At 73.2% G+C, this 19,279-nt stretch carries 17 protein-coding genes; 8 read left to right on the top strand and 9 right to left on the bottom strand.

What is annotated here, in order from left to right; translation table 11 throughout:
• Positions 1 to 24: 24 nt before the first annotated feature.
• The gene (locus ACQP1V_RS19615) at positions 25 to 897 is read right to left on the bottom strand and encodes a universal stress protein (RefSeq protein WP_433425081.1); all 873 of its coding nucleotides are present in this window, start codon (positions 895 to 897) and stop codon (positions 25 to 27) included.
• Positions 898 to 950: 53 nt separating this feature from the next.
• Positions 951 to 1,811, bottom strand: coding sequence for a universal stress protein (locus tag ACQP1V_RS19610; RefSeq protein WP_433425079.1), 861 nt, complete (start codon positions 1,809 to 1,811; stop codon positions 951 to 953).
• Between the two features lie 187 nt (positions 1,812 to 1,998).
• On the opposite strand from ACQP1V_RS19610, the gene ACQP1V_RS19605 reads away from it, so the two are divergent.
• Entirely contained in the window at positions 1,999 to 2,433 is a 435-nt protein-coding gene (locus ACQP1V_RS19605) for an OsmC family protein (RefSeq protein ID WP_387415852.1), read from the top strand.
• Between the two features lie 5 nt (positions 2,434 to 2,438).
• On the opposite strand, the gene ACQP1V_RS19600 is transcribed toward ACQP1V_RS19605, so the two are convergent.
• Complete coding sequence (locus ACQP1V_RS19600) at positions 2,439 to 3,926, bottom strand: SDR family oxidoreductase (protein WP_433425077.1); 1,488 nt, start codon at positions 3,924 to 3,926, stop codon at positions 2,439 to 2,441.
• Between the two features lie 184 nt (positions 3,927 to 4,110).
• Between ACQP1V_RS19600 and ACQP1V_RS19595 the strand changes: the two genes are divergently transcribed.
• Entirely contained in the window at positions 4,111 to 5,391 is a 1,281-nt protein-coding gene (locus ACQP1V_RS19595) for a cryptochrome/photolyase family protein (RefSeq protein WP_433425075.1), read from the top strand.
• A gap of 170 nt (positions 5,392 to 5,561) precedes the next feature.
• On the opposite strand, the gene ACQP1V_RS19590 is transcribed toward ACQP1V_RS19595, so the two are convergent.
• Positions 5,562 to 6,374, bottom strand: coding sequence for a tryptophan 2,3-dioxygenase (locus ACQP1V_RS19590; protein WP_433425073.1), 813 nt, complete (start codon positions 6,372 to 6,374; stop codon positions 5,562 to 5,564).
• A 194-nt stretch (positions 6,375 to 6,568) separates the two neighbouring features.
• On the opposite strand from ACQP1V_RS19590, the gene ACQP1V_RS19585 reads away from it, so the two are divergent.
• Positions 6,569 to 6,997, top strand: coding sequence for an Lrp/AsnC family transcriptional regulator (locus ACQP1V_RS19585; RefSeq protein ID WP_433425889.1), 429 nt, complete (start codon positions 6,569 to 6,571; stop codon positions 6,995 to 6,997).
• On the opposite strand, the gene ACQP1V_RS19580 is transcribed toward ACQP1V_RS19585, so the two are convergent.
• A complete protein-coding gene (locus ACQP1V_RS19580) occupies positions 6,981 to 7,466 on the bottom strand; it encodes a hypothetical protein (RefSeq protein WP_433425071.1) in 486 nt (161 codons plus the stop codon). The two genes, ACQP1V_RS19585 and ACQP1V_RS19580, sit on opposite strands and share 17 nt — an antisense overlap.
• A 194-nt stretch (positions 7,467 to 7,660) precedes the next feature.
• Positions 7,661 to 8,614, bottom strand: a complete 954-nt coding sequence (locus ACQP1V_RS19575) for a LysR family transcriptional regulator (RefSeq protein ID WP_433425069.1) — start codon at positions 8,612 to 8,614, stop codon at positions 7,661 to 7,663.
• 220 nt (positions 8,615 to 8,834) lie between these two features.
• Here ACQP1V_RS19575 and ACQP1V_RS19570 point away from each other — a divergent pair, with 220 nt between their 5' ends.
• Positions 8,835 to 9,623 (top strand): ATP-binding protein, encoded by a 789-nt coding sequence (locus tag ACQP1V_RS19570; protein WP_433425067.1) that lies wholly within the window; start codon positions 8,835 to 8,837, stop codon positions 9,621 to 9,623.
• A 47-nt stretch (positions 9,624 to 9,670) separates the two neighbouring features.
• On the opposite strand, the gene ACQP1V_RS19565 is transcribed toward ACQP1V_RS19570, so the two are convergent.
• The gene (locus ACQP1V_RS19565) at positions 9,671 to 10,795 is read right to left on the bottom strand and encodes a DUF418 domain-containing protein (RefSeq protein ID WP_433425065.1); all 1,125 of its coding nucleotides are present in this window, start codon (positions 10,793 to 10,795) and stop codon (positions 9,671 to 9,673) included.
• A gap of 121 nt (positions 10,796 to 10,916) precedes the next feature.
• Between ACQP1V_RS19565 and ACQP1V_RS19560 the strand changes: the two genes are divergently transcribed.
• From ACQP1V_RS19560 to ACQP1V_RS19550, 3 genes are all read left to right on the top strand, one after another.
• A complete protein-coding gene (locus tag ACQP1V_RS19560; RefSeq protein WP_433425063.1) occupies positions 10,917 to 12,074 on the top strand; it encodes a sensor histidine kinase in 1,158 nt (385 codons plus the stop codon).
• Positions 12,071 to 12,736 carry a response regulator gene (locus ACQP1V_RS19555; protein WP_433425061.1) on the top strand — a complete coding sequence of 222 codons (666 nt, stop codon included), beginning with the start codon at positions 12,071 to 12,073 and terminating at the stop codon, positions 12,734 to 12,736. The genes ACQP1V_RS19560 and ACQP1V_RS19555 overlap by 4 nt, the downstream gene beginning before the upstream one ends.
• Before the next feature lie 361 nt (positions 12,737 to 13,097).
• Positions 13,098 to 15,692: a collagenase gene (locus ACQP1V_RS19550; protein WP_433425059.1), complete on the top strand. Its 2,595-nt coding sequence runs from the start codon at positions 13,098 to 13,100 to the stop codon at positions 15,690 to 15,692.
• 64 nt (positions 15,693 to 15,756) lie between these two features.
• Here ACQP1V_RS19550 and ACQP1V_RS19545 read toward each other — a convergent pair whose 3' ends face one another.
• Together ACQP1V_RS19545 and ACQP1V_RS19540 are read right to left on the bottom strand one after the other, a co-directional pair.
• Positions 15,757 to 16,269 (bottom strand): NUDIX domain-containing protein, encoded by a 513-nt coding sequence (locus tag ACQP1V_RS19545; protein WP_433425057.1) that lies wholly within the window; start codon positions 16,267 to 16,269, stop codon positions 15,757 to 15,759.
• Between the two features lie 96 nt (positions 16,270 to 16,365).
• Entirely contained in the window at positions 16,366 to 18,477 is a 2,112-nt protein-coding gene (locus ACQP1V_RS19540) for a HelD family protein (protein WP_433425055.1), read from the bottom strand.
• A 64-nt stretch (positions 18,478 to 18,541) separates the two neighbouring features.
• Here ACQP1V_RS19540 and ACQP1V_RS19535 point away from each other — a divergent pair, with 64 nt between their 5' ends.
• The gene (locus ACQP1V_RS19535) at positions 18,542 to 19,153 is read left to right on the top strand and encodes a TetR/AcrR family transcriptional regulator (protein WP_433425053.1); all 612 of its coding nucleotides are present in this window, start codon (positions 18,542 to 18,544) and stop codon (positions 19,151 to 19,153) included.
• The last annotated feature ends 126 nt before the right edge of the window (positions 19,154 to 19,279 follow it).

The following is a 19,279-nucleotide window of genomic DNA, read 5'->3' as shown; positions in this document are numbered from 1 at the left end:
GCGACGGAGCGGCGGACCGGCGGGTCAGCGGGGGCTCAAGTGGCGGGAGGACACGACCGCGACGGGGCAGTGAGCGTGGTGGAGCACGCCGCGGCTCACCGAGCCGAGCACCATCGCGCCGATCCTGCTCCTTCCGTGGGAGCCGACGACGAGCACGGCCGCGGCCGCGGCCACGTCGACCAGCGCGCTGACGGGGTGGTCGCAGACGACCTCGACCTCCGCCCGCACGTCCGGATATCTCGCCCGCCAGGCGGCGATCCGGCCGACGTCGAGGGTCTGCCGGAGTTGCCCCGCCTCCTCGGGGTCGAAGACGGAGTACCCGGCGTAGACCTCGGGAGGCGGCCGCCACCCGTACACGGCGCGCAGCCCTCCGCGGCGCAGCCGCGCCTGCTCGAACGCGTAGCCGAGGGCGGGCTCGCACCCCTCCGACTCGTCCACGCCGACGACCACCTCGGTCGCGTCCGCCGTCGTGCGGCCGGGCCGTACGACGACGACGGGGACGGCGGCGTGGCCGGGGAGGTGCCCGCTCACCGAGCCGAGCAGCATCCCGGCGAAACCGCCCCGGCCGCGGCTGCCGACCACCAGCTCGGAGGCGCTCTCCGCCTCGCGGAGCAGGACGCGGGCCGGGGCGCCCTCGAGGAGCCGGGTGGACACGTCGAGGCCGGGGTGCCACTCCCTGGCGATCTCCTCGGCCTCACGCAGGAACTCGCCACCGGCCCGGCTCAGCGCGTCATCCAGCCCGGGGATCGGGTACGACCGGGCCCCGTGCGGGGGACGGTAGACGGCGTGGACCAGGCGCAGCGGCGTGCCCTTCCTGGCCGCGTCGTCGGCCGCCCAGGCGACCGCGGCCACGGCGGGCGGGGATCCGTCCACGCCGACGAGGATCGGCTCGGCCATCTCTCCCCCTCTCCGTCCTCCCGTCCCCGCGCGGGGCGGTCACGGACGGGCGGTCACGGACGGACGATCACGACCGGGCCGCGCGCATGATGCAGGACGGCGTGCGCGACGAAGCCGAGGCCGAGCAACGAACGGCCTCCTTCGTGCGCGCCCAGGATGGTGAGGTCGTGCTCGGCGGAGGCCTCGATCAGCGCCTTGGCCGGGTGCGCGCGCACGACCTGCTGGATCAGCTCGACGTCGGGCCGGATCTCGCGCCATCCGGCGACGGCCTGGGCGAGCAGGGCCTCCTCCTCCTGCCCGACGGCCTCGACGTCGTACACGAGGGGCAGCATGTCGCCCGGCCCTGTGCTGGTCGGGTGGGTCCAGGCGTGCAGGACGCGCAGGACCGCCCCGCGCAGCTCGGCCTCCCGGAAGGCGAAGTCCAGGACCGCGCTCCGGTCGGCCCGCCCGGTGACGCCCGCGACGATCTGGCCGCGCGCGTGCGGGTGCGGCCCGCGGACGACGACCACGGGGCACGGCGACCGGGAGGCGGTGTAGCGGCTGACGGAGCCGAGCAGCAGCTCGGCGAAGCCGCCGCGTCCCCGGTTCCCCACGACCAGGAGCTGCGCCCCCTTGGCCTCGGCGACGAGCGCCTCGCCCGCGCCGCCCTCCAGGATCTCGGTGGTCACCTGTACGTCCGGGCGGCCCGCCCTGACCTGGTTGGCCGCGCCTTGGAGCAGCTCCTCCAGGGCCCCGGCCCGCTCCTCGCCCCAGCGGCCGGGCTCGGGCACCAGCGGGATGTGGTGGGCCCATTCCGTGGCCACGTGGGCGACCCGTACCGGCGCGCCGCGCAGCGCGGCCTCCCGTCCGGCCCATTCGGCGGCCTGCAGCGAGACCGGCGACCCGTCGACGCCGACCACGATCGGTTCTCTCATGGCGCCCCCTCTCCCGCGGGCCGTACTGCGCCCTCTGTCGGTATATATCCGTGCGCCCCTCTTTCAGTACGTCCCTCCATCAACACACCCCTCTAATCCGACATATCACCTTTTGTGGTGGTTTTTCGCGGCGCAGGGTGGGCAGCGGCATTTCTTTGGAGCATCAGTCACGAGCGTGGAGCCAGCCATGGCCGAGAGCAGGAGCGAAACCCTGAGGGTCGCGTGGCACGGCGGCGACCGCTTCGAGATCCAGATCCGCGGGCACTCCGTGCGGGTGGACGAGCCGAAGGACTTCGGCGGAAGCGACACCGGGCCCACCGCGACCGAACTCTTCGTCGGCAGCCTCGCCGCGTGCGTCGCGGACTGCGCCGAGCGATACCTGCACCGATGCCAGCTTCCCGCCGGCGTCACGGTCACCGCGCGGTACGACCTCGGCCTGCAGCCGGCGCGGTTGAGCAAAGTCGCGCTCGACGTCGAGGCGCCCGGGCTGCCCGAGGGGCTGCGCGAGTCCTTCACCGCGGTCATCCGGCACTGCCCGGTGCACAACACCCTGTTCCGCGCGCCGGAGGTGACCTTCCACGTCCTCACCTCCGGGCACGAGGCGGTCTGCCACCACCCGTGAGAACGTCACCCGGGGCGCGGCGGCGGAAGGGCCGCCGCGCGGGCGATGTTGCGGGGCATCCGGCCGAAGATCAGCCCGTGGAGCGGCGTGATCGCCCACCAGTACAGGTGGCCGAGCAGGCCGCGGGGGTGGAAGATAGCCCGCTGGCCGTATACCGTGCGCCCTCGTTCCCGCCGGCAGGTCAGCTCCAGCCAAGCGAGGCCGGGTAGCCGCATCTCGGCGCGGAGCCGCAGCAGGGAGCCGGGCACGATCTCCTCGACCCGCCAGAAGTCGAGCGCGTCGCCGACCCGGAGCCGCTGCGGGTCGCGCCTCCCCCGGCGCAGGCCCACGCCGCCCATCAGCCGGTCGAGAAGACCGCGTACCCGCCAGGCGACGGGGAGGGAGTACCACCCGTTCTCACCGCCGATGCCCTCGATCACCCGCCACAGCCGCTCCGGCGGCACGTCCAAGGTTCGGCTCCGCTCGTCCACGTACAGGCTGCCGCCCGCCCAGTCGGGGTCGGTGGGCAGCGGGTCGCTCGGCGCGCCCGGCGTGGAGGCGCAGGACCAGCGGGTCGCGACGTCCGCCTCCTTGATCCGGCGGAGCGCGAGGTCCACCGCCTGGGTGAACCGGATCAGCCCCTCGGGCGGGTCGGGCACGTACCGGGCGATGTCGTGCTCCCGGCAGACCGCCTCGCCCCGCAGCGACTCGACCAGCGGCCGGGCCACCCTGGCCGGCACCGGTGTGACCAGCCCCACCCAGTAACTGGACAGGCGCGGGGTGAGCAGCGGCACCGGCAGGATCACCCGGCGCGGCAGCCCGGCCACGGCCGCGTAGCCGCGCATCATCTCGGCGTACGTCAGGACGTCGGGGCCGCCGATGTCGAACCCCCGGTGCACGTCCTCGGGCAGCTCCGCGCATCCCACGAGGTAGCGCAGCACGTCGCGGATCGCGATCGGCTGGGTCAGGGAGCGCACCCAGCGGGGCGTGATCATGACCGGCAGCCGCTCGGTGAGGTGGCGCAGCATCTCGAACGACAACGACCCGGAGCCGATGATCACGGCCGCCCGGAGCACCGTCGTGGGGACGGCGGAGCCGAGAAGGATCCGCTCCACCTCGGCCCGGGAACGCATGTGCGGGGAGGGCCGCTCGGGCGGCGTGAGCCCGCCGAGGTAGACGACCCGCCGCACGCCCGCCTCCCGCGCCGCTGCGACGAACACCGCGGCCGCCTTCCGGTCCCACTCCACGAATGCGCGGGCGGACCCCATGGTGTGGATCAGGTAATAGGCGACGTCCGTCCCCTCAAGGGCCCGCACGGTCTGCCCCCGGTCCATGGCGTCCGCCTTCGCGATCTCCACGTCTCCGTGCCACGTCCGGTCGCGCAGCCGTCCCGGCGACCTGGCCATGCAGCGCACGCCGTACCCGGCGGCGAGCAGCTCGGGGACCAGCCGCCCGCCGACGTAGCCGGTGGCACCCGTCACCAGGCAGCGGGCCGCCCGCTCAGGCTGTGACACGGTCGCGCAGCGCGTTGCCGCGCGTGAGGCGGATGCTCGTCGTATCGTCCACTGATCCCCCCGGTTCTGGACGCCGAACCCGCTCGAATCTATTGATACGGAGGCACCTGGCGGACAAACAACCAGCTCAGCGCAGGAACACCGCAAAGACTACGCCGGATGCAACCGCAGGGGGGCCGTGCCGATGGACACCGTGATCGTGCTGTTCACGCGGGATCTGCGCGTGCGCGACCACCCGGCACTGACCGCCGCCTGCGCCCGCGGCGGCCACGTCGTGCCGCTCTTCGTGCTCGATCCCAAGGTGCCCGCCGGCCGCCGCGCCGGCTTCCTGACCGACTGCCTGGCCGATCTGCGCGCGTCGCTCAGGGCCCGCGCGGGCGACCTGCTGGTACGGCGCGGCGACACGGTGGCCGAGACGATGCGGCTCGCCGCCGAGGTGGGCGCGTCCGAGGTTTACGCGAGCGCCGACGTCAGCGCGCTCGCCCGCGGGCGGGAGCGCCGGCTCGCCGGGGAGCGGATCGGCCTGCGCCTCTTCCCCGGTCTGACGATCGTCCCGCCCCGCGAACTCCTGCCGTCCGGGGGCGGGGATCACTACCGGGTCTTCACGCCCTACTGGCGGGCGTGGGCGGCCCACCCGCGCCGCCCGGTGCTCCCGGCTCCGTCGCGCGTCCCGCTGCCGCCCGGTCTGGAGCACGGTCTGGAGCACGGTCTGGAGCCCGGCGACCTGCCCGGCCACGCGCCCCACCCGGCGCTGCGCGGCGGCGAGCCGGCCGCGCGGGCGCGGCTGGAGCTGTGGCGGCGCGAGGGCCTGGACGGCTACGCGGACGGGCACGACGATCTGGCCGGCGACCGCACCTCCCGGCTGAGCCCGTACCTGAGGTTCGGCTGCCTCTCCCCGCTGGAGGCCGCATGCGTCGCGCCCGTCGAGCACCCCTTCGTCCGGCAGCTCTGCTGGCGCGACTTCTTCCACCAGGTGACGCTGGCCTTCCCGGCGATCGGCCGCCGCGACTACCGCCCGCGCCCGCGGCGGTGGCGAGACGACGCCGAGGCGGTGAGCGCGTGGAAGGCGGGCATGACGGGGATCCCGATCGTGGACGCGGGTATGCGCCAACTCCTCGCCGAGGGCTGGATGCACAACCGAGCGCGCATGATCGTGGCCGACTACCTCGTCAACCACCTGGGCGTGGACTGGCGGGTCGGCGCCGCGCACTTCTTCGACCTGCTGCTCGACGGCGACGTGGCCGACAACGGCGGCAACTGGCAGTGGATCGCGGGCACCGGCAACTCGCCTCGTCCCGGCCGGGTGCTCAACCCGCTCCGCCAGGCGCGCCGCTTCGACCCCGTCTCCGGCTACATCCACCGGTACGTCCCCGAGCTCTCCGGTCTGGTGCCGGCGGAGGCGCGCGAGCCGTGGCGGATCGGCGGGGTGCGCGGCTATCCCGCCCCGCTCACGGCGCTGGAGTAGGCCCGACACCTTTACGATGTAGATTTTTCGCTGAATCGGCGGCGGGACGGCCGGAATTTCGCGGGCGAGGATGTGTCAGCGCCCGTGACCATTCATGTGGCGGTGACAGCCCAGGCTACGCGCGCGGCTGGTGCACTCCGGCGCCGAGGCTCGCCCGCTGCCCGCCGTTGTCACATGGCGGTGCGGGCGGACCACAGCTCGGGGAAGACGTCCCGCCGCATCGAGTGCTCCAGCCAGCCCGCGCCGCTGGAGCCGCCGGTGCCGATCTTGGCGCCCATCGTGCGCCGAACCGCCATCAGGTGGCGGTGCCGCCACTCGGAGAACCGCTCGGCCACGTCGGTGAGCGCCTCGGCCAGCTCCCACAGGGCGTCGCCCGGCCCGAGCTCGGTGTAGACGCGCACCCACGCCGCCTCCACCACCGGGCTCGGCTCGTACGGCTCCGCCGGGTCGTGAGTGAGGGTCGCCGCGGGGATCGGGTGGCCGATGCGGGACAGCAGGGCCAGCACGGCGTCGTACAGGCTCGGCGCGCGCAGGGCGGCCAGCAGCTCCCGATAGGCCTCCGGGCTCCCCCGGTGCGGGCGGGTCAGCGGCTCGGACTTGTTGCCAAGGAGGAACTCCACGTGGCGGTACATCGCCGACTGGAACCCAGACGCCTCGCCGAGTTTCTCGCGGAAGGCGTTGAACCGGGGCGGGGTGAGCGTGCCCAGCGCCGACCAGGCCGCGGTCAGCACGTCCAGATAGCGCGTGACCCGGCGCAGGACCGCGGTCGCCCCGGCGGCGTCGTCCTCGTCCAGCCGCCGGACGGCCAACCCCAGCTCGGTTCTGATCAACCCGAAGTACAGCTCCATGACCTGCGTGGTCACCAGGAAGGCGGGCTCCTCGGGCTCGTCGGTCCGCGGTCTGAGGAGCGCGTGCAAGACGTCGGTGCCGACGTACTCGTCATACGGCGTGCGATGCGCGAAGTCCACCGTGGGCGTTCTCATGTCTCTCTCCTCGTTCCACCTCCAATGGTCCGCTTCTACGACAAAGCATGAAATATCCTGTGAAAGGCGATATGCCGTTTGGACCTTCCGTTCGGAAGCCAGATCGGCGGTTCGCTTTGCGTGTCCGCGATCGGCGGCTCGCACGTCGTCGGCGCTGCGGCGCGGAGTCATCGGGAGGCGCGGTCGTGGACGCGATGGACTGGGCGATCCTGGCGGAGTTGCAGGCGGACGCGCGGCTGTCGTACAGCGAATTGTCCCGCCGGGTGCACATGTCGGCGCCCGCCGTGGCGGAGCGGGTCCGGCGACTGGAGGAGTCCGGGGTGATCTCGGGCTACCACACCCACGTGGACCTCGGGCTCGCCGGGCGTTCGGTGCGGGCGCTGATCCGCATGGACTGCTACGGTCCGCGGTGCGTGCTCCGCGACGCGGAGGCGCTGACCCGGCCGGAAATCCTCCAGGTGTACCGGGTCACCGGCGACACCTGCTGCCTGCTCCTGGTCGCGGTGCCGTCGATGGAGGAGTTCGAGGCGCTGATCGACCTGCTCGCCCAGCACGGCCGGCCCTCCAGCACCATGGTCCTGTCCAGCCCGGTGCCGTGGCGGCCGGTCACCGCTCCCGAGTGAGCGCTCCTTCTCCCCGGTACGCGAACGCCCCCGAGGGGACGTCGCGGTCGCCTGTCCGCTGCTCGAAGGCGCGGATCACCCGCGCGGTCGGATCCGGCGCCTCGGGCAGGCGGAGGCGATCGGTGAGCAGGAATCCGGGCAACTCAAGCGTGGAAGCGTGTTCGCTCTCGGTCAGGATGTGCGTCCCACCACGGGCATCGGGCTCCCAACCGTGCTCCACGGCATGCACAACGAGCGCTCGCACGTCCTGCGGAGCCGGGTACGCGCCGTCGGTGGCGCATGCGCCCCAGGGCGCGGGCCAGCTCTTCGACAGCAAGTCGGCCTGCAGAGCGCGGCCGGTCTTGCCCGCACCCCATATCCGCACCCGGATGCACCGATGGCAGTCACCCTCACCGCGCACGTGACGGATCTGCGCGCGCCACAGGAACTCCCGCCCGCCGATCCGCAGCTTCCGCAACCTCGTCCGCACTCACCCACCCCGCATCGCCATTCGATTCCCGAACCTACGATCGTCCCCTTCGCGATCACCACTTCGGCCCCGAGCCGAACGGGACGAGAGTGCCGTGAGGTCTTGACGGCGGACCTCCTATGGCGTTTTGATTAGGAAAGTTTCCTAATGGAAACCGCCTTTCCCGCAGCTCACAGGACCCAGAGCACCGGGTCTCACACCAGTGGATGCACTTCGGGGTGTGCCCCCCACCAGCGTCCGAAGACAGGGTTGTCGTGCACATGGTCGATGAACGCCGCGGCCAGGCCGCGATAGAGCGCCCCGGCGGCCGCGTCGCCCAGGCGGTCCCTGCGCCACGCGACGAGCAGTCGTGCCATCTGCGGCTCCCCCGCGAGCGGCCGTACGGCGGTGCCCGCCGGTGCGGGCCAGCAGGGATCGACCAGCCGCACGCCGTGCCCGTCCGCCACCAGGGGGCGGGCGGCGCCGCTCGGCGCCTCGAAGCGCACGTCGGGCTCGAAGCCGGCCGCCCGGCACGAGGCCCGCAGCGCGGCGAGGGAGCCGTCGTCGGCCCCCGGCGGGCTGATCCACGCCTCGTCCCTGAGGTCGGCCAGCCGGATCTCCTCGTTTCCGGCGAGCGGGTGCGCCGCCGACAGCGCGACGAATATCGGATACCTGGGGACCAGCGTCCGGCTGACGACCGGCGGCGCCAGGCTGACGTCGAACCCCTCGATGACGCCGAGCAGCGCCGCGTCGAGCCGCCCGTGCGTGAGCGCCTCGGCCAGCAGCACCGCGGAGGGCTCGATGCGCAGTGAGATCTCACGTCCGGGCAGGACGTCGCCGACCCGGTTGACGATGCTGCCCACGCAGCCGACGTGGACCGAGCCCAGCCGCAGCGATCCGGCCTCGGACGGCCCGAGCAGGTCGCCGAACAGCGCGTCGACCTCGGACAGGACGATCCGGGCGCGGGCGATGACCTGGTTGCCGAGCGGCGTCGGCTCCACCCCGGTGCGGCTGCGGACGAAGAGCTCGCCCCCGATGAGGGTCTCGACCCGGCGCAGCAGGTTCGTCATGGCCGGCTGGGAGAGCCCCACCTGGGCCGCCGCCCTGGTCAGGCTGCCCGATTCCGCTATCGCACAGATCATTCGCAGATGCCGGATATCGAGATCCATAACGGGAAATTATGCGGCAATGAATAACCAGTGGCTTTCTCGGGACAAACTTCCGGCTGTCTCTCCCATTACCCGCCACCTGCCCACCACCGTTTCGCCCCGCCCCCACCACCGGCCCGCCGATTCCGGCCGCACCGCTCGCGGTACGGCTCGGCGGGAACAACGCAAAGGAGCCCAACATGATGTCGATCAGAGGTGACGTCCGCACCGGAAACGTGTCATGGACATCTCGACGAGGCTGAGCGACGGCGGCTTCCCGGCGTGGCCGTTGCCGCTGGACGCGACCTGCGCCGAGTTCGCCCGGTCGATCGCGCGCGCCCTGTGCCGCGAGTTCCGCCTGCCGCGCGACGTCACCTGCGACGTCACGCTGATCGCCTCGGAGCTCGCCACCAACGCCCTCCTGCACGCGTACCGGACCACGCCTTCCGGCGGGGGGCGCCCTGAAATGTGGGCCTACCTGCGGCGGCACGCCGGACCGGAGATCGTGTTCAAGGTGTTCGACCCCGTGGTGTGGAAGGGGCCGCCACGCCGCCCGCCGCAGTCGCCGCCCACGGACTCCACCGGCGGGCGCGGCCTGCACCTGGTGGACGCGCTGACCGCCGAGCACGGCGGACGCTGGGGCGTCCACCCGACCCGCGGCCGCCTCGGAGCGTCGCCCGCGCTGGGAAAGGCGGTGTTCTTCACCGTTCCGCTCCCGGTCCCGCTCGCCGCCCCGGTCCCGGAGCGCGCCCCGCGCCTCCCCCCGGTACGGCCCCGGCCGTGGTCGCGCCGCCGGTCCGCCGAGCGGATCCAGGCGCTGCTCGCCGCCCGCGGCCTGCGCGCGCACCTGTCCTGCGACGGGAGCCTGCGGCAGGAGCGGGGCGCGTGGCAGGTGTGGGTGCGCGAGGAGTGGATCTCCTACCGGCTGCTCGACGGCGAGGGCGTCCGGCTTCCCGCCTCGGACGTGATCGAGGTCGTCGAGCGGATCGTCCGGCACACCGAGGAGCGCACGACGGTCTGCTCCCTGTGACCTGCTCCCTGTGACCTGCTCCCTGTGCCAGGCCCGCCGCGTACCCCCTACGAAAGGGCACGCAGGGGCGGTCGGCGACCCCAGGTGGCCCAGCGCCAGAGCCACTCAAGGGGGCCGAAGCGATACCGGCGCAGCCAGAGGGTGGACCACACCCACTGGAGCGCGAGGATGACGCCCGCGGTCAGGAACATCGCGGTCCACGACCGGCCGACCGGCACGCCGAACAGCCGCGCGGCCACCAGGACGAGGACCGTGGCGGTCAGGTAGTTGGTCAGCGCCATCCGGCCGAGCGGCGCGAAGACGACCTGCAGCGCGGCCCGCAGCGGCGTCCGGAGCAGGACGAGGATCGCGCACACGTACAGGCCCGCGAGCAGCGTCCCGGACACGGAGAGGGCGGAGGACCACAGGGCGCTCGTGCCGTCGGTCCGCGACGTGATCTGCCACCAGAGGGCGGGCGCCGCCGCGACCGCGAAGACCAGGCCGAGCGCGGCGGGCACCCGGGTCGACCGCTCGATCCGGTCGACCACCCCGTACCGGGTCAGCGCCGAGCCCAGCAGGAACAGCCCCGCGATCAGCAGGAATCGGTCGCCGTGCATGACCCACGACGCCGCGAAGAACACGGGAGAAAGGGCGGCCACGGCCCATCGGGGCAACCAGGTCGAGGGCAGCAGCACCAGCAGGCCCATCACGGCGTAAGTGCTCAGGATGTCGCCCCGCCACAGCAGCAGGAAATGCGCGACGCCCATCGCGAACAGGATCAGCAGCCGGCGCAGCAGGAGCCGGCGCGGATGGGCGACGCGGCCCCCGGCCGACTCCAGCAGCAGCGAGAACCCGATCCCGAACAGCAGGGAGAAGATCGGGAAGAAGCGCTGCGCGACGAGTAGGCCCATCCACTCCTCCGCCGGGCCGCTTGCCGACCCGGGCGCGGCGAGGTCGACGACGCTCGCGATCGGCTGGACGTTGGCGAGCAGGATCCCGCACAGGGCGACCCCGCGTACGACGTCGAGCGCGGCGATGCGGGGACGCCCGGGAGAAGCACCGGAAGAAGCACCGGGTGAGGCGGGCGCGCGGCCGTCCTGTGCGCCGGGGCCGGCGAGGTCCGCCGGACGCCCGCCGCTGTAAGCACCGCCACCTTCGGTCCGGATGCTCGAAGAACGATCTGCATGTGACATGGCGCTCATCCTGGGGACCGCGGCCCGGTGGCGGCACCGGCCGAAAGGGCGGTTCTCCGCATCGGGATCGTACTTTCGGCCGGTACGGCCCGCTGGTGATCATCTCGTAGCCTCGACGCTTGTGAACGTTCCCGAGTGGCTGGCCGGGCGGGCCAGGAACGCGTCCGACATCGGGCTCGCGGTCGTCTTCGCCGCGGTGCTCGCGTTCTGGGCGTCCCGGATCGCGGAGAGCTGGGGAAGCGGCTACTGGCAGTTCGACTGCGTCGCCGGGGCGGTGGTGTGCCTGATCGCGCTGCTGCGCCGGCGTGAGCGGGCGTGGGCGGCGATCGCCGGGCTGGCCGTGGCGGCGGTCGCGATCCCGGCCGCCCTGTTCGGCGGTCTGCCCGCCGAGCCCGGCCCCGCCATGACCCTCGGCCTGTCCGTGCTCGTCGGTTCCGCGGTCAGGACGCTCCCGGCCCGCTCGGCGGGCGCGATCGCGGCGGGCGGGCTGGCGGTGGTCGCCGCGAGCCTGTTCAGCGCTCGTACGCTCGCCTTCGGCGTCCCGGCGGTCACGATGCTGAACGGCGCGGGATGGCTCGCCGCGGTCGCGGCCGGGCTGGCGCCGCGGCTGCTCGCCGCCCGCCGGAGAGCGGCGGCGGACAAGGTGCGCCGCGACGAGCGCCTGGCGCTGGCCAGGGAACTGCACGACGTGGTCGCCCACCACGTCACCGGCATCGTGCTCCAGGCGCAGGCGGCCCAGATCGTGGCGCGCAAGCGCCCCGAGCAGGTGGACGCCTCGCTCGCGGGCATCGAGGCCGCCGGCTCCGAGGCACTCGCCGCGATGCGCCGCGTCGTCGGCCTGCTGCGGGACGCCGACGGCGCGGACCCCGCGACCCGCTCCCCCGAGCGTCTGGAGGATCTGGTCGAACGCTTCGGCGGCGACGGCCGGACGGTGCGCCTGCGGCTGCCGGACGACGACGAGGCGGCGGCCTGGCCGCCCGAGGTCGCGAGCACCGTCTACCGGGTCGTACGGGAGTCGCTGACCAACATCGCCCGCCACGCCCCGCAGTCCCGCACCGTCACGGTCGGCGTCGCGCGGGATCGGGACGCCGTGACCGTCGAGGTCACCGACGACGCGCCGCGTCCGTCCGCCCGGTCCCCCCGTCGCCGCGGGTACGGCCTCGTCGGGATGCGGGAGCGCCTCGAGGCGCTCGGCGGGACGCTGCGCGCCGGACCGCGCGAGGACGCCGGCTGGTCCGTGTGCGCCACCCTGCCCGTCCCGACGCGGGAGCGGCGATGACCATCAGGGTTCTGCTGGCGGACGACCAGGCGATGGTCCGCGGTGGCCTGCGGCTCATTCTGGAGGACCAGCCCGACATCAGCGTGGTCGCGGAGGCCGCGGACGGCGCCGAGGCGGTCGAGCTGGCCCGGCGGCTGCGCCCGGACGTGTGCCTGGTGGACATACGGATGCCGCGTCTGGACGGCATCGACGTCACCCGCGCGCTGGCCGGCCCCGGCGTCGCCGACCCGCTCCGGGTCGTCGTCGTCACCACCTTCGACCTCGACGAGTACGTCTACGGCGCGCTGTGCGGCGGAGCGGCCGGCTTCCTCCTGAAGGACGCGGGCCCCGCGCTGCTGGTCGAGGCCGTGCGGGCGGCGCACGCCGGCGACGCCCTGGTCTCCCCGTCGGTCACCGTCCGGCTGCTGCGCCATCTGACCGCCGGCCCGGCCCCCGGCGCGGCGAGATCGGCCGCGCCCGACCGGCCGCTGTCCGACCGGGAGATCGAGGTCGTCCGGGCGATCGCCCGGGGCCGGACGAACCAGGAGATCGCCGCCGAGCTGTTCATCTCGCTGAGCACGGTCAAGAGCCACGTGTCCGCCATCCAGGCCAAGCTCACGGTGCGCAACCGGGTCGAGATCGCCGCCTGGGCCTGGGAACATCACCTGATCGGGCCGATGTAGCGCCGGGACGTATGCCGGGGGCCGGGCGGCGCCCCCTGGAACGGGCCACACCGATCCGCTCCCGCCGCAGGTCAGGCCGCCGAACGCACGGGAACCGCCGCGGCCCGAGCCATAACCCGGCCATAACGGAGACTTATGCCCCCGTTTATGGCCGCTGGTTTGATTTCGTCATCAAACTACGGGCGGCACACCCCTTCGACCCTCCGGCGGTGAATCCCCCGGAGCCACCTGGCCGCCCGCGGCAGAGCCCCGCCGCGTCCCCTCGCGTCCCCTCGCGTCCCCTCACGTCCCGGGGCCGCCGCGACGTCCCCCGTCACATCCAACCTCACGCTCGTTCCTCGACACCCCCCGGAGGTCGCACGTGGGAGTCACCCCACCCCTGCGCGCACGCAGAAGGCCGACACTGGCCGCGCTCGTTCTCACCCCCGTCCTCGGTCTGGGGCTCGTCCTCCAGCCGGCAGCCGCCGCCGTCGCCGTCGCCGAGGCACCGGCGACGACCGTTTCGGCGGGCAAAACGCCGCCCCCCGCCCCGCCGCTGCTCAGAAACGACGGCGTCGACAGCGCCGATCACTTCCGGCGCTCCCCGCTCCCGGTCGACGAGCGGGCGCCGCTCCCCTCCTCCACCGAACGGCTGCGGCGCGACTACGACCGGCCCGATCCCGCCCCGGCGCACCCGCGCCCGTCCGCGAAGGAGAAGGCGACGTCCGCCGCGCGGGCCGGGGCGGCCGCCACGTGCGACGTGCGCGACTTCACCAGCCGGACCGGAAGCGCGCTCGTCCAGCAGATCAAGTCGTCCACCACGGAGTGCGTCAACACACTCTTCATGCTGACCGGCTCCGACGCGGCCGCCGCGTTCCGCGAGTCGCAGATGGCGAGCGTCGCCTACGGCCTGCGCGACAACGCGGTCTCCTATCCCGGCGACAACACCACCGGCACCGCCCAGCTCGTGCTCTACCTGCGCGCGGGCTACTACGTGCACTGGTACTACCCCTCGACCGTGGGCGCGTACGGGCCCGCGCTGAAGACGGCGATCCAGTCCGGGCTGGACGCGTTCTTCGCGAACTCCCGGTCCTCGACGGTCGGCGACGCCAACGGCGAGGTGCTCGCCGAGGCCGTCACGCTGATCGACAGCGCCGAGGAGAACGACCGCTACCTCTACGTGGTGAAGCGGCTGCTGAACGGCTACACCGGCGCCTACGACGCGTACTGGTGGATGCTGACCGCGGTCAACAACGTCTACACGGTGCTCTTCCGCGGGCACCAGGTCCCGGCGTTCGTCACCGCCGTCCAGGCGGACCCCAGCGTGCTGGACACGCTGAACGCCTTCGCGACGAACCATCTCAATCTGCTCGGCACCGACCGCGCGTACCTGACCTCGAACGCGGGCCGGGAGCTGGGCCGCTTCCTCCAGCACGCGACGCTGCGGGCCACGGTGCGGCCCCTGGCCACGAACCTCCTCCAGCGCAGCTCCATGACCGGGCCGACCGCGCCGCTGTGGGTGGGCGTGGCCGAGATGACCGACAGCTACGACAAGGCGAACTGCTCCTCCTACGGCACCTGCGACCTGCAGGCCCGCCTCGCCGCGACCGTCCTGTCCATCACCTACGACTGCGGGCCGAGCATCAAGGTCCGCGCCCAGGACATGACGGCGGCGCAGCTCGCCGACTCCTGCGCCAGCCTCACCGCCCAGGACGCGTACTTCCACAACCTCGTCAAGGACAGTGGCCCGGTCGCGAACGACAACAACACCACGATCGAGGTCTGCGTGTTCGATTCGAGCACGGACTACCAGACCTACGCGGGGGCGATCTTCGGCATCGACACCGACAACGGCGGGATGTACCTGGAGGGCGACCCGGCCGCCGCCGGCAACCAGCCCCGCTTCATCGCCTACGAGGCCGAGTGGGTGCGTCCCGCGTTCCAGATCTGGAACCTCAACCACGAGTACACCCACTACCTCGACGGCCGGTTCGACATGTACGGCGACTTCGGGGCCGGCGTCACCACCCCGACCATCTGGTGGATCGAGGGCTTCGCCGAGTACGTCTCCTACTCCTACCGGAACGTCGTCTACGACGCCGCGATCGCCGAGGCGGCGAAGCGGACGTACGCGCTGAGCACGCTGTGGGACACCACCTACTCCCACGACACCACGCGCGTCTACCGCTGGGGCTACCTCGCGGTCCGGTACATGTTCGAAAAGCACCCCGCCGACGTCGCGACCGTCCTCGGCCGCTACCGGACCGGCGACTGGAACGGCGCTCGCGCCTTCCTCACCGGCACGATCGGCGCCCGCTACGACGCCGACTGGCAAGCGTGGCTGGCCGCTTGCGCGTCCGGGGCCTGCGCGGGCGGCGGGAGCGGCGGCAACCAGGCGCCGCAGGCCGCGTTCACGTTCACCGCGAACGGCCTCGCCGTGAACTTCACCGACACCTCCACCGACCCCGACGGCACGATCACCGCGCGCCGCTGGGACTTCGGTGACGGCTCGTCGTCCACCTCCGCCAACCCCTCGCACACGTACGGCGCGGCCGGCACGTACCCGGTGACGCTGACCGTCACCGACAACGGCGGTGCGACCGGCACGACCACCCGGCAGGTGGCCGTGTCCTCCGGGCAATCCATGCCGGAGTGCACCTCCGCCGACACCCGGGAGCTGGGCAAGAACTGCCGGCGGAGCGGCGTCTCCGCGACCGCCGGGAACTACGCCTACTTCTTCCTGTACGTCCCGGCCGGCACGGCCCGGCTCGTCATCACGTCGTCGGGCGGCACCGGGAACGCCGACCTCTACTACAGCGCCGGCTCGTGGGCCACGACGTCGGCGTACACGCAGCGGTCGGCCGGGTCCGGCAACGACGAGACCCTGACGGTGACCAACCCGGCGGCCGGCTACCACTACGTCAGTCTGTACGCCGCCCAGGCCTTCTCCGGGGCCTCGGTGCAGGTCGAGTACTGACGCCCGCCGCCGTTCCGTGACGATCACCTCGGCCGGGACCGGACCTCGCGTCCGGTCCCGGCCCTCACGGCGTGGCGGGCCGGGCGGTCTCCCCTCTGATCAGCAGGCGGTGCCCCTCCTGCAGCTCTTCCGGGAGGTCGTCGGGCGAGAACCACCCGGCCTCCAGGATCTCGAAGCCGTCGGTCCTGAGCGTGCCACCGAGGAACTCGGCCTCGTAGGCCACCTCCAGCCGCAGCCGGAAGCCACTCTTGAGCAGGACGAGCCGGTGCGCGCGGACCTCCAGCCCGGTCTCCTCGCGCACCTCGCGGGCGACCGTGTCCTCGAACGTCTCCGACCGCTTCGCGTACCCGGACGGCAGGCCCCACTGGCGGCCCTCCGGCCACAGGCGGTGCTTCAACAGCAGCACCCGCCCCTCGGAGTCACGGACGATCCCGGTGACACCGACCATGAACGTGGCGTGCGCGAGCCACAGCAGACGCCACTGCATCGGGCCGCGGATGGCCCGCCACAGGCGGGCGATGAGCCTCTTCACGTCGTTCCCCCGGGGCGGTGTGCTGATGATCGCGAGTCCGTCCACGATGGCGCAACCGCCGCCGGATTTCCAACCGCCGCGATTCCCGAGTCGCGGCCGGTGCCGGGTGCCGGGCTCGGGTGCCGGGTCGCGGGTCGCGGGTCAGCGGCCGGCCGGCTCCGGGAAGCCGGCCGGCAGCGGCCGCGCGTGCAGCACGTCCAGGCGCGACACGGCGCGCGTCAGCACCACGTAGAGCCGGTTGAGCCCGCGCTCCTCACCCTCGACGATGTCGGCGGGCTCGGCCACGACCACGTGGTCGTACTCCAGGCCCTTGGCCAGCGACGCGGGCAGCACCGTGACCCGGGCAGGGCCGTCCGCCGGCTCACCGGGCGAGGCGGTCAGCGCGCCGACGGCCTCGCCCGGCAGGCCCTCCCGCAATGTGGCGGCGAGCGCGTCCACCGCTCCGCCCGGCGCGATCACCGCGATCGACCCGTCGTGCCGCAGCGCCTCGCGTACGGCGTCCAGAGTCGCGCGCGGCAGGTCGGGCGTCCGCGTCACGTGGACCCGGCCGTCGGCGCGGAAGGAGCGGGTCGGCGGCACGTCCGCGTCCAGGACGTCCAGCAGGTGGTTCGCGAGCCGCGCGACCGCGCCGGGGACCCGGAAGCCGGTCGTCAGCGCGATCACCCGCGCCTCCGGCTTGCCCAGGTGCCCGAGCAGGTCACGCCAGTCGCGGGCCGCCCACGGCGTCGTCCCCTGCGCGAGGTCGCCGAGCACGGTGATCGAGCCGTACTCGCTCCTGCGCGCGACGACTCGGCACTGCATCGCCGACAGGTCCTGCGCCTCGTCGACGATGACGTGGCCGTACCCGGGCGCGCGCCGCAGCAGGCCGGCGACCTCGTCGAGGAGCACCAGGTCGGCGGCCGACCACCGGGCGCTCCGGTACGTGCGCGGCGGCCTCGCCCACAGGATCGCCGCCTGCTCCTCCGGCGTCAGGACGCCGTCCGCCGCCCGCGCCAGCGTCTCCGGGTCGCCGAGCACCCCGGCGACCACCTCCTCGGGCCGCACGTCCGGCCAGACCGCGTCGACGAACGGCGTCGCGGCGCGGGACGTCCGGCGGGTCCAGACCCCGTCGAGGTTCCGCCCGCGCGCCTCGGCCTGCCGTCCCAGCGCGGCGACGACCCGGGCGATGACGCGCTCGCGTCCCACCGCGTACGGCGCGGCCTCGCGGCGGGTGCCGTCCACGATGCGGCGCAGTTCCTCCTCCGGCACCCGCCACCGGTAGGAGCCGTCGGTCACGGTGACCGGCCCCTCGGGCCGGCGCACCCGCGCGTACAGGGCCCGGCGCAGGACGGCCGCCATGCGGACGTCGTGCTTGACGGCGGCCGCCGCGGCGACGTCCTCGGCGTAGCCGTTGATGTCCGCCTTGATGTCCCCCTTGGCCTCCCCGGCTGTTGTCCGGGCGCGGGTCCGGGCCGGCGCCGCCTCGCGGGCCAGCAGGCGCTCCATGGTGGTCTGCTCGACGTCCACCTCGCCGAGCACGGGCAGCACCGCCGAGATGTAGTGGAGGAACGCGGGGTTCGGCCCGAGCACGAGGACCCCCGACCGGGAGAGCCGCTGCCGGTGCGCGTACAGCAGGTACGCGGCGCGGTGCAGGCCGACGGCGGTTTTTCCGGTTCCGGGCGCGCCCTGGACGCAGATCGACTCCTCCAGCTCGGCCCGCACCAGCTCGTCCTGCTCGGGCTGGATGGTGGCCACGATGTCGCGCATGGGACCGACGCGGGGGCGTTCGATCTCCGCCGCGACGATCCGGCTCGCGGCCCCCGCGTCCTCGCCCCGGTCGAGGTGCTCGTCCTCGTATCCGGTCAGCTCCCGCTCCGCCCAGCCGAACCTGCGGCGTACCGCGATGCCGAAGGTGGCGCCCGCGCCGGCCCGGTAGAACGCCCGCGCCACCGGCGCGCGCCAGTCGATCACCATGGGCGGCTCGCCCGGCCCGCCGGAGATGTGCCGTCGGCCCATGTAGTAGCGCCGGCCCCGGTGGTCGCCCGCGTCCGCGCCCGAGCCGAACTCCAGCCGGCCGAAGAACGGCGGCCCACCGGGCTCCTCGGTCAGCTCCTTGGCCAGGCTTTTCAGGTGGCGCCCGAGCCGCTCGGCGCTGTACCGGTCGCCCGCCACCTGTTCACCGATGACGACGTTCAGCCGGGCGCCGTCCAACATCGCACGCAGCCCCTCGTCGCAGCGCGCGGCGTACGCCTTCTCCTCGTCGAGTCCGTTCATCACACCACCTTAAGTTAACCGAGTTAATAGATTAACCGAGTTAACACGTTGCTATGCTGGCGGCGTGACAGGACTTCGGCGGCTGAAGCGGCAGCGGACCCACGACGCGATCTCCGCGGCGGCGATCTCGTTGTTCCTGAAGCGCGGTTTCGACGAGGTGTCCGTCGCCGAGGTCGCCGCGGCGGCGGAGGTGTCCAAGCCCACGCTGTTCAAATACTTCGCGACCAAGGAAGACCTCGTCCTGCACCGCATCGCCGACCACAGGGGTGAAGCCGCCCGGGTCGTACGGCACCGCGCGCCCGGGGTGGACCCGCTGGCCGCGCTCCACGCGCACTTCCTCGACGGCCTCGCGCGGCGCGACCCGGTCACCGGGCTGAACGACGACCCCGAGGTCATCGGATACCACCGGATGGTCTTCTCCACCCCCTCCCTGGTGGCCCGCCTGTTCCACCACATGGCCGCCGACGAGGAGGCCCTCGCGGCCGCGCTCGGCGAGGACGCGGACGATCTCACCGCGCGGCTGCTGGCCGCTCAGGTGATCGCGGTCCAGCGTGTACTCGCCCGCCGCAACTGGGCGGCGCTCGCCGGGGGAATGAGCGCGGACGACTCCCACCCCTCGGCCGTCTCCGCCGCCGACCGGGCGTTCGCCCAGCTTCGCGACGGCGTCAGTACCTGAGCGCGTACGGGCGGCACGGAACGGGCCGGCCCGGAAGAGGACAGCGGGGACGGCTCAGAAATGGACAGCTCGGACAACGACAGCTCAGGCACGGCGACCGGCGGCATCGGCGGCACGCCGTACATG

It is taken from the genome of Microtetraspora malaysiensis, assembly GCF_050947145.1.
In the GTDB taxonomy this organism is placed as follows: domain Bacteria; phylum Actinomycetota; class Actinomycetes; order Streptosporangiales; family Streptosporangiaceae; genus Microtetraspora_A; species Microtetraspora_A malaysiensis.
This window is presented reverse-complemented; position numbering and strand designations above follow the sequence as displayed.

What these genes read in the sequence shown, in the direction of transcription:
- ACQP1V_RS19585 (WP_433425889.1), top strand. Translation starts at nt 6,569, where the DNA reads ATGGACTGGGCGATCCTGGCGGAGTTGCAGGCGGACGCGCGGCTGTCG.
- ACQP1V_RS19540 (WP_433425055.1), bottom strand. Translation starts at nt 18,477, where the DNA reads ATGAACGGACTCGACGAGGAGAAGGCGTACGCCGCGCGCTGCGACGAG.
- ACQP1V_RS19575 (WP_433425069.1), bottom strand. Translation starts at nt 8,614, where the DNA reads ATGGATCTCGATATCCGGCATCTGCGAATGATCTGTGCGATAGCGGAA.
- ACQP1V_RS19615 (WP_433425081.1), bottom strand. Translation starts at nt 897, where the DNA reads ATGGCCGAGCCGATCCTCGTCGGCGTGGACGGATCCCCGCCCGCCGTG.
- ACQP1V_RS19605 (WP_387415852.1), top strand. Translation starts at nt 1,999, where the DNA reads ATGGCCGAGAGCAGGAGCGAAACCCTGAGGGTCGCGTGGCACGGCGGC.
- ACQP1V_RS19555 (WP_433425061.1), top strand. Translation starts at nt 12,071, where the DNA reads ATGACCATCAGGGTTCTGCTGGCGGACGACCAGGCGATGGTCCGCGGT.
- ACQP1V_RS19590 (WP_433425073.1), bottom strand. Translation starts at nt 6,374, where the DNA reads ATGAGAACGCCCACGGTGGACTTCGCGCATCGCACGCCGTATGACGAG.
- ACQP1V_RS19610 (WP_433425079.1), bottom strand. Translation starts at nt 1,811, where the DNA reads ATGAGAGAACCGATCGTGGTCGGCGTCGACGGGTCGCCGGTCTCGCTG.
- ACQP1V_RS19565 (WP_433425065.1), bottom strand. Translation starts at nt 10,795, where the DNA reads ATGTCACATGCAGATCGTTCTTCGAGCATCCGGACCGAAGGTGGCGGT.
- ACQP1V_RS19570 (WP_433425067.1), top strand. Translation starts at nt 8,835, where the DNA reads ATGGACATCTCGACGAGGCTGAGCGACGGCGGCTTCCCGGCGTGGCCG.
- ACQP1V_RS19595 (WP_433425075.1), top strand. Translation starts at nt 4,111, where the DNA reads ATGGACACCGTGATCGTGCTGTTCACGCGGGATCTGCGCGTGCGCGAC.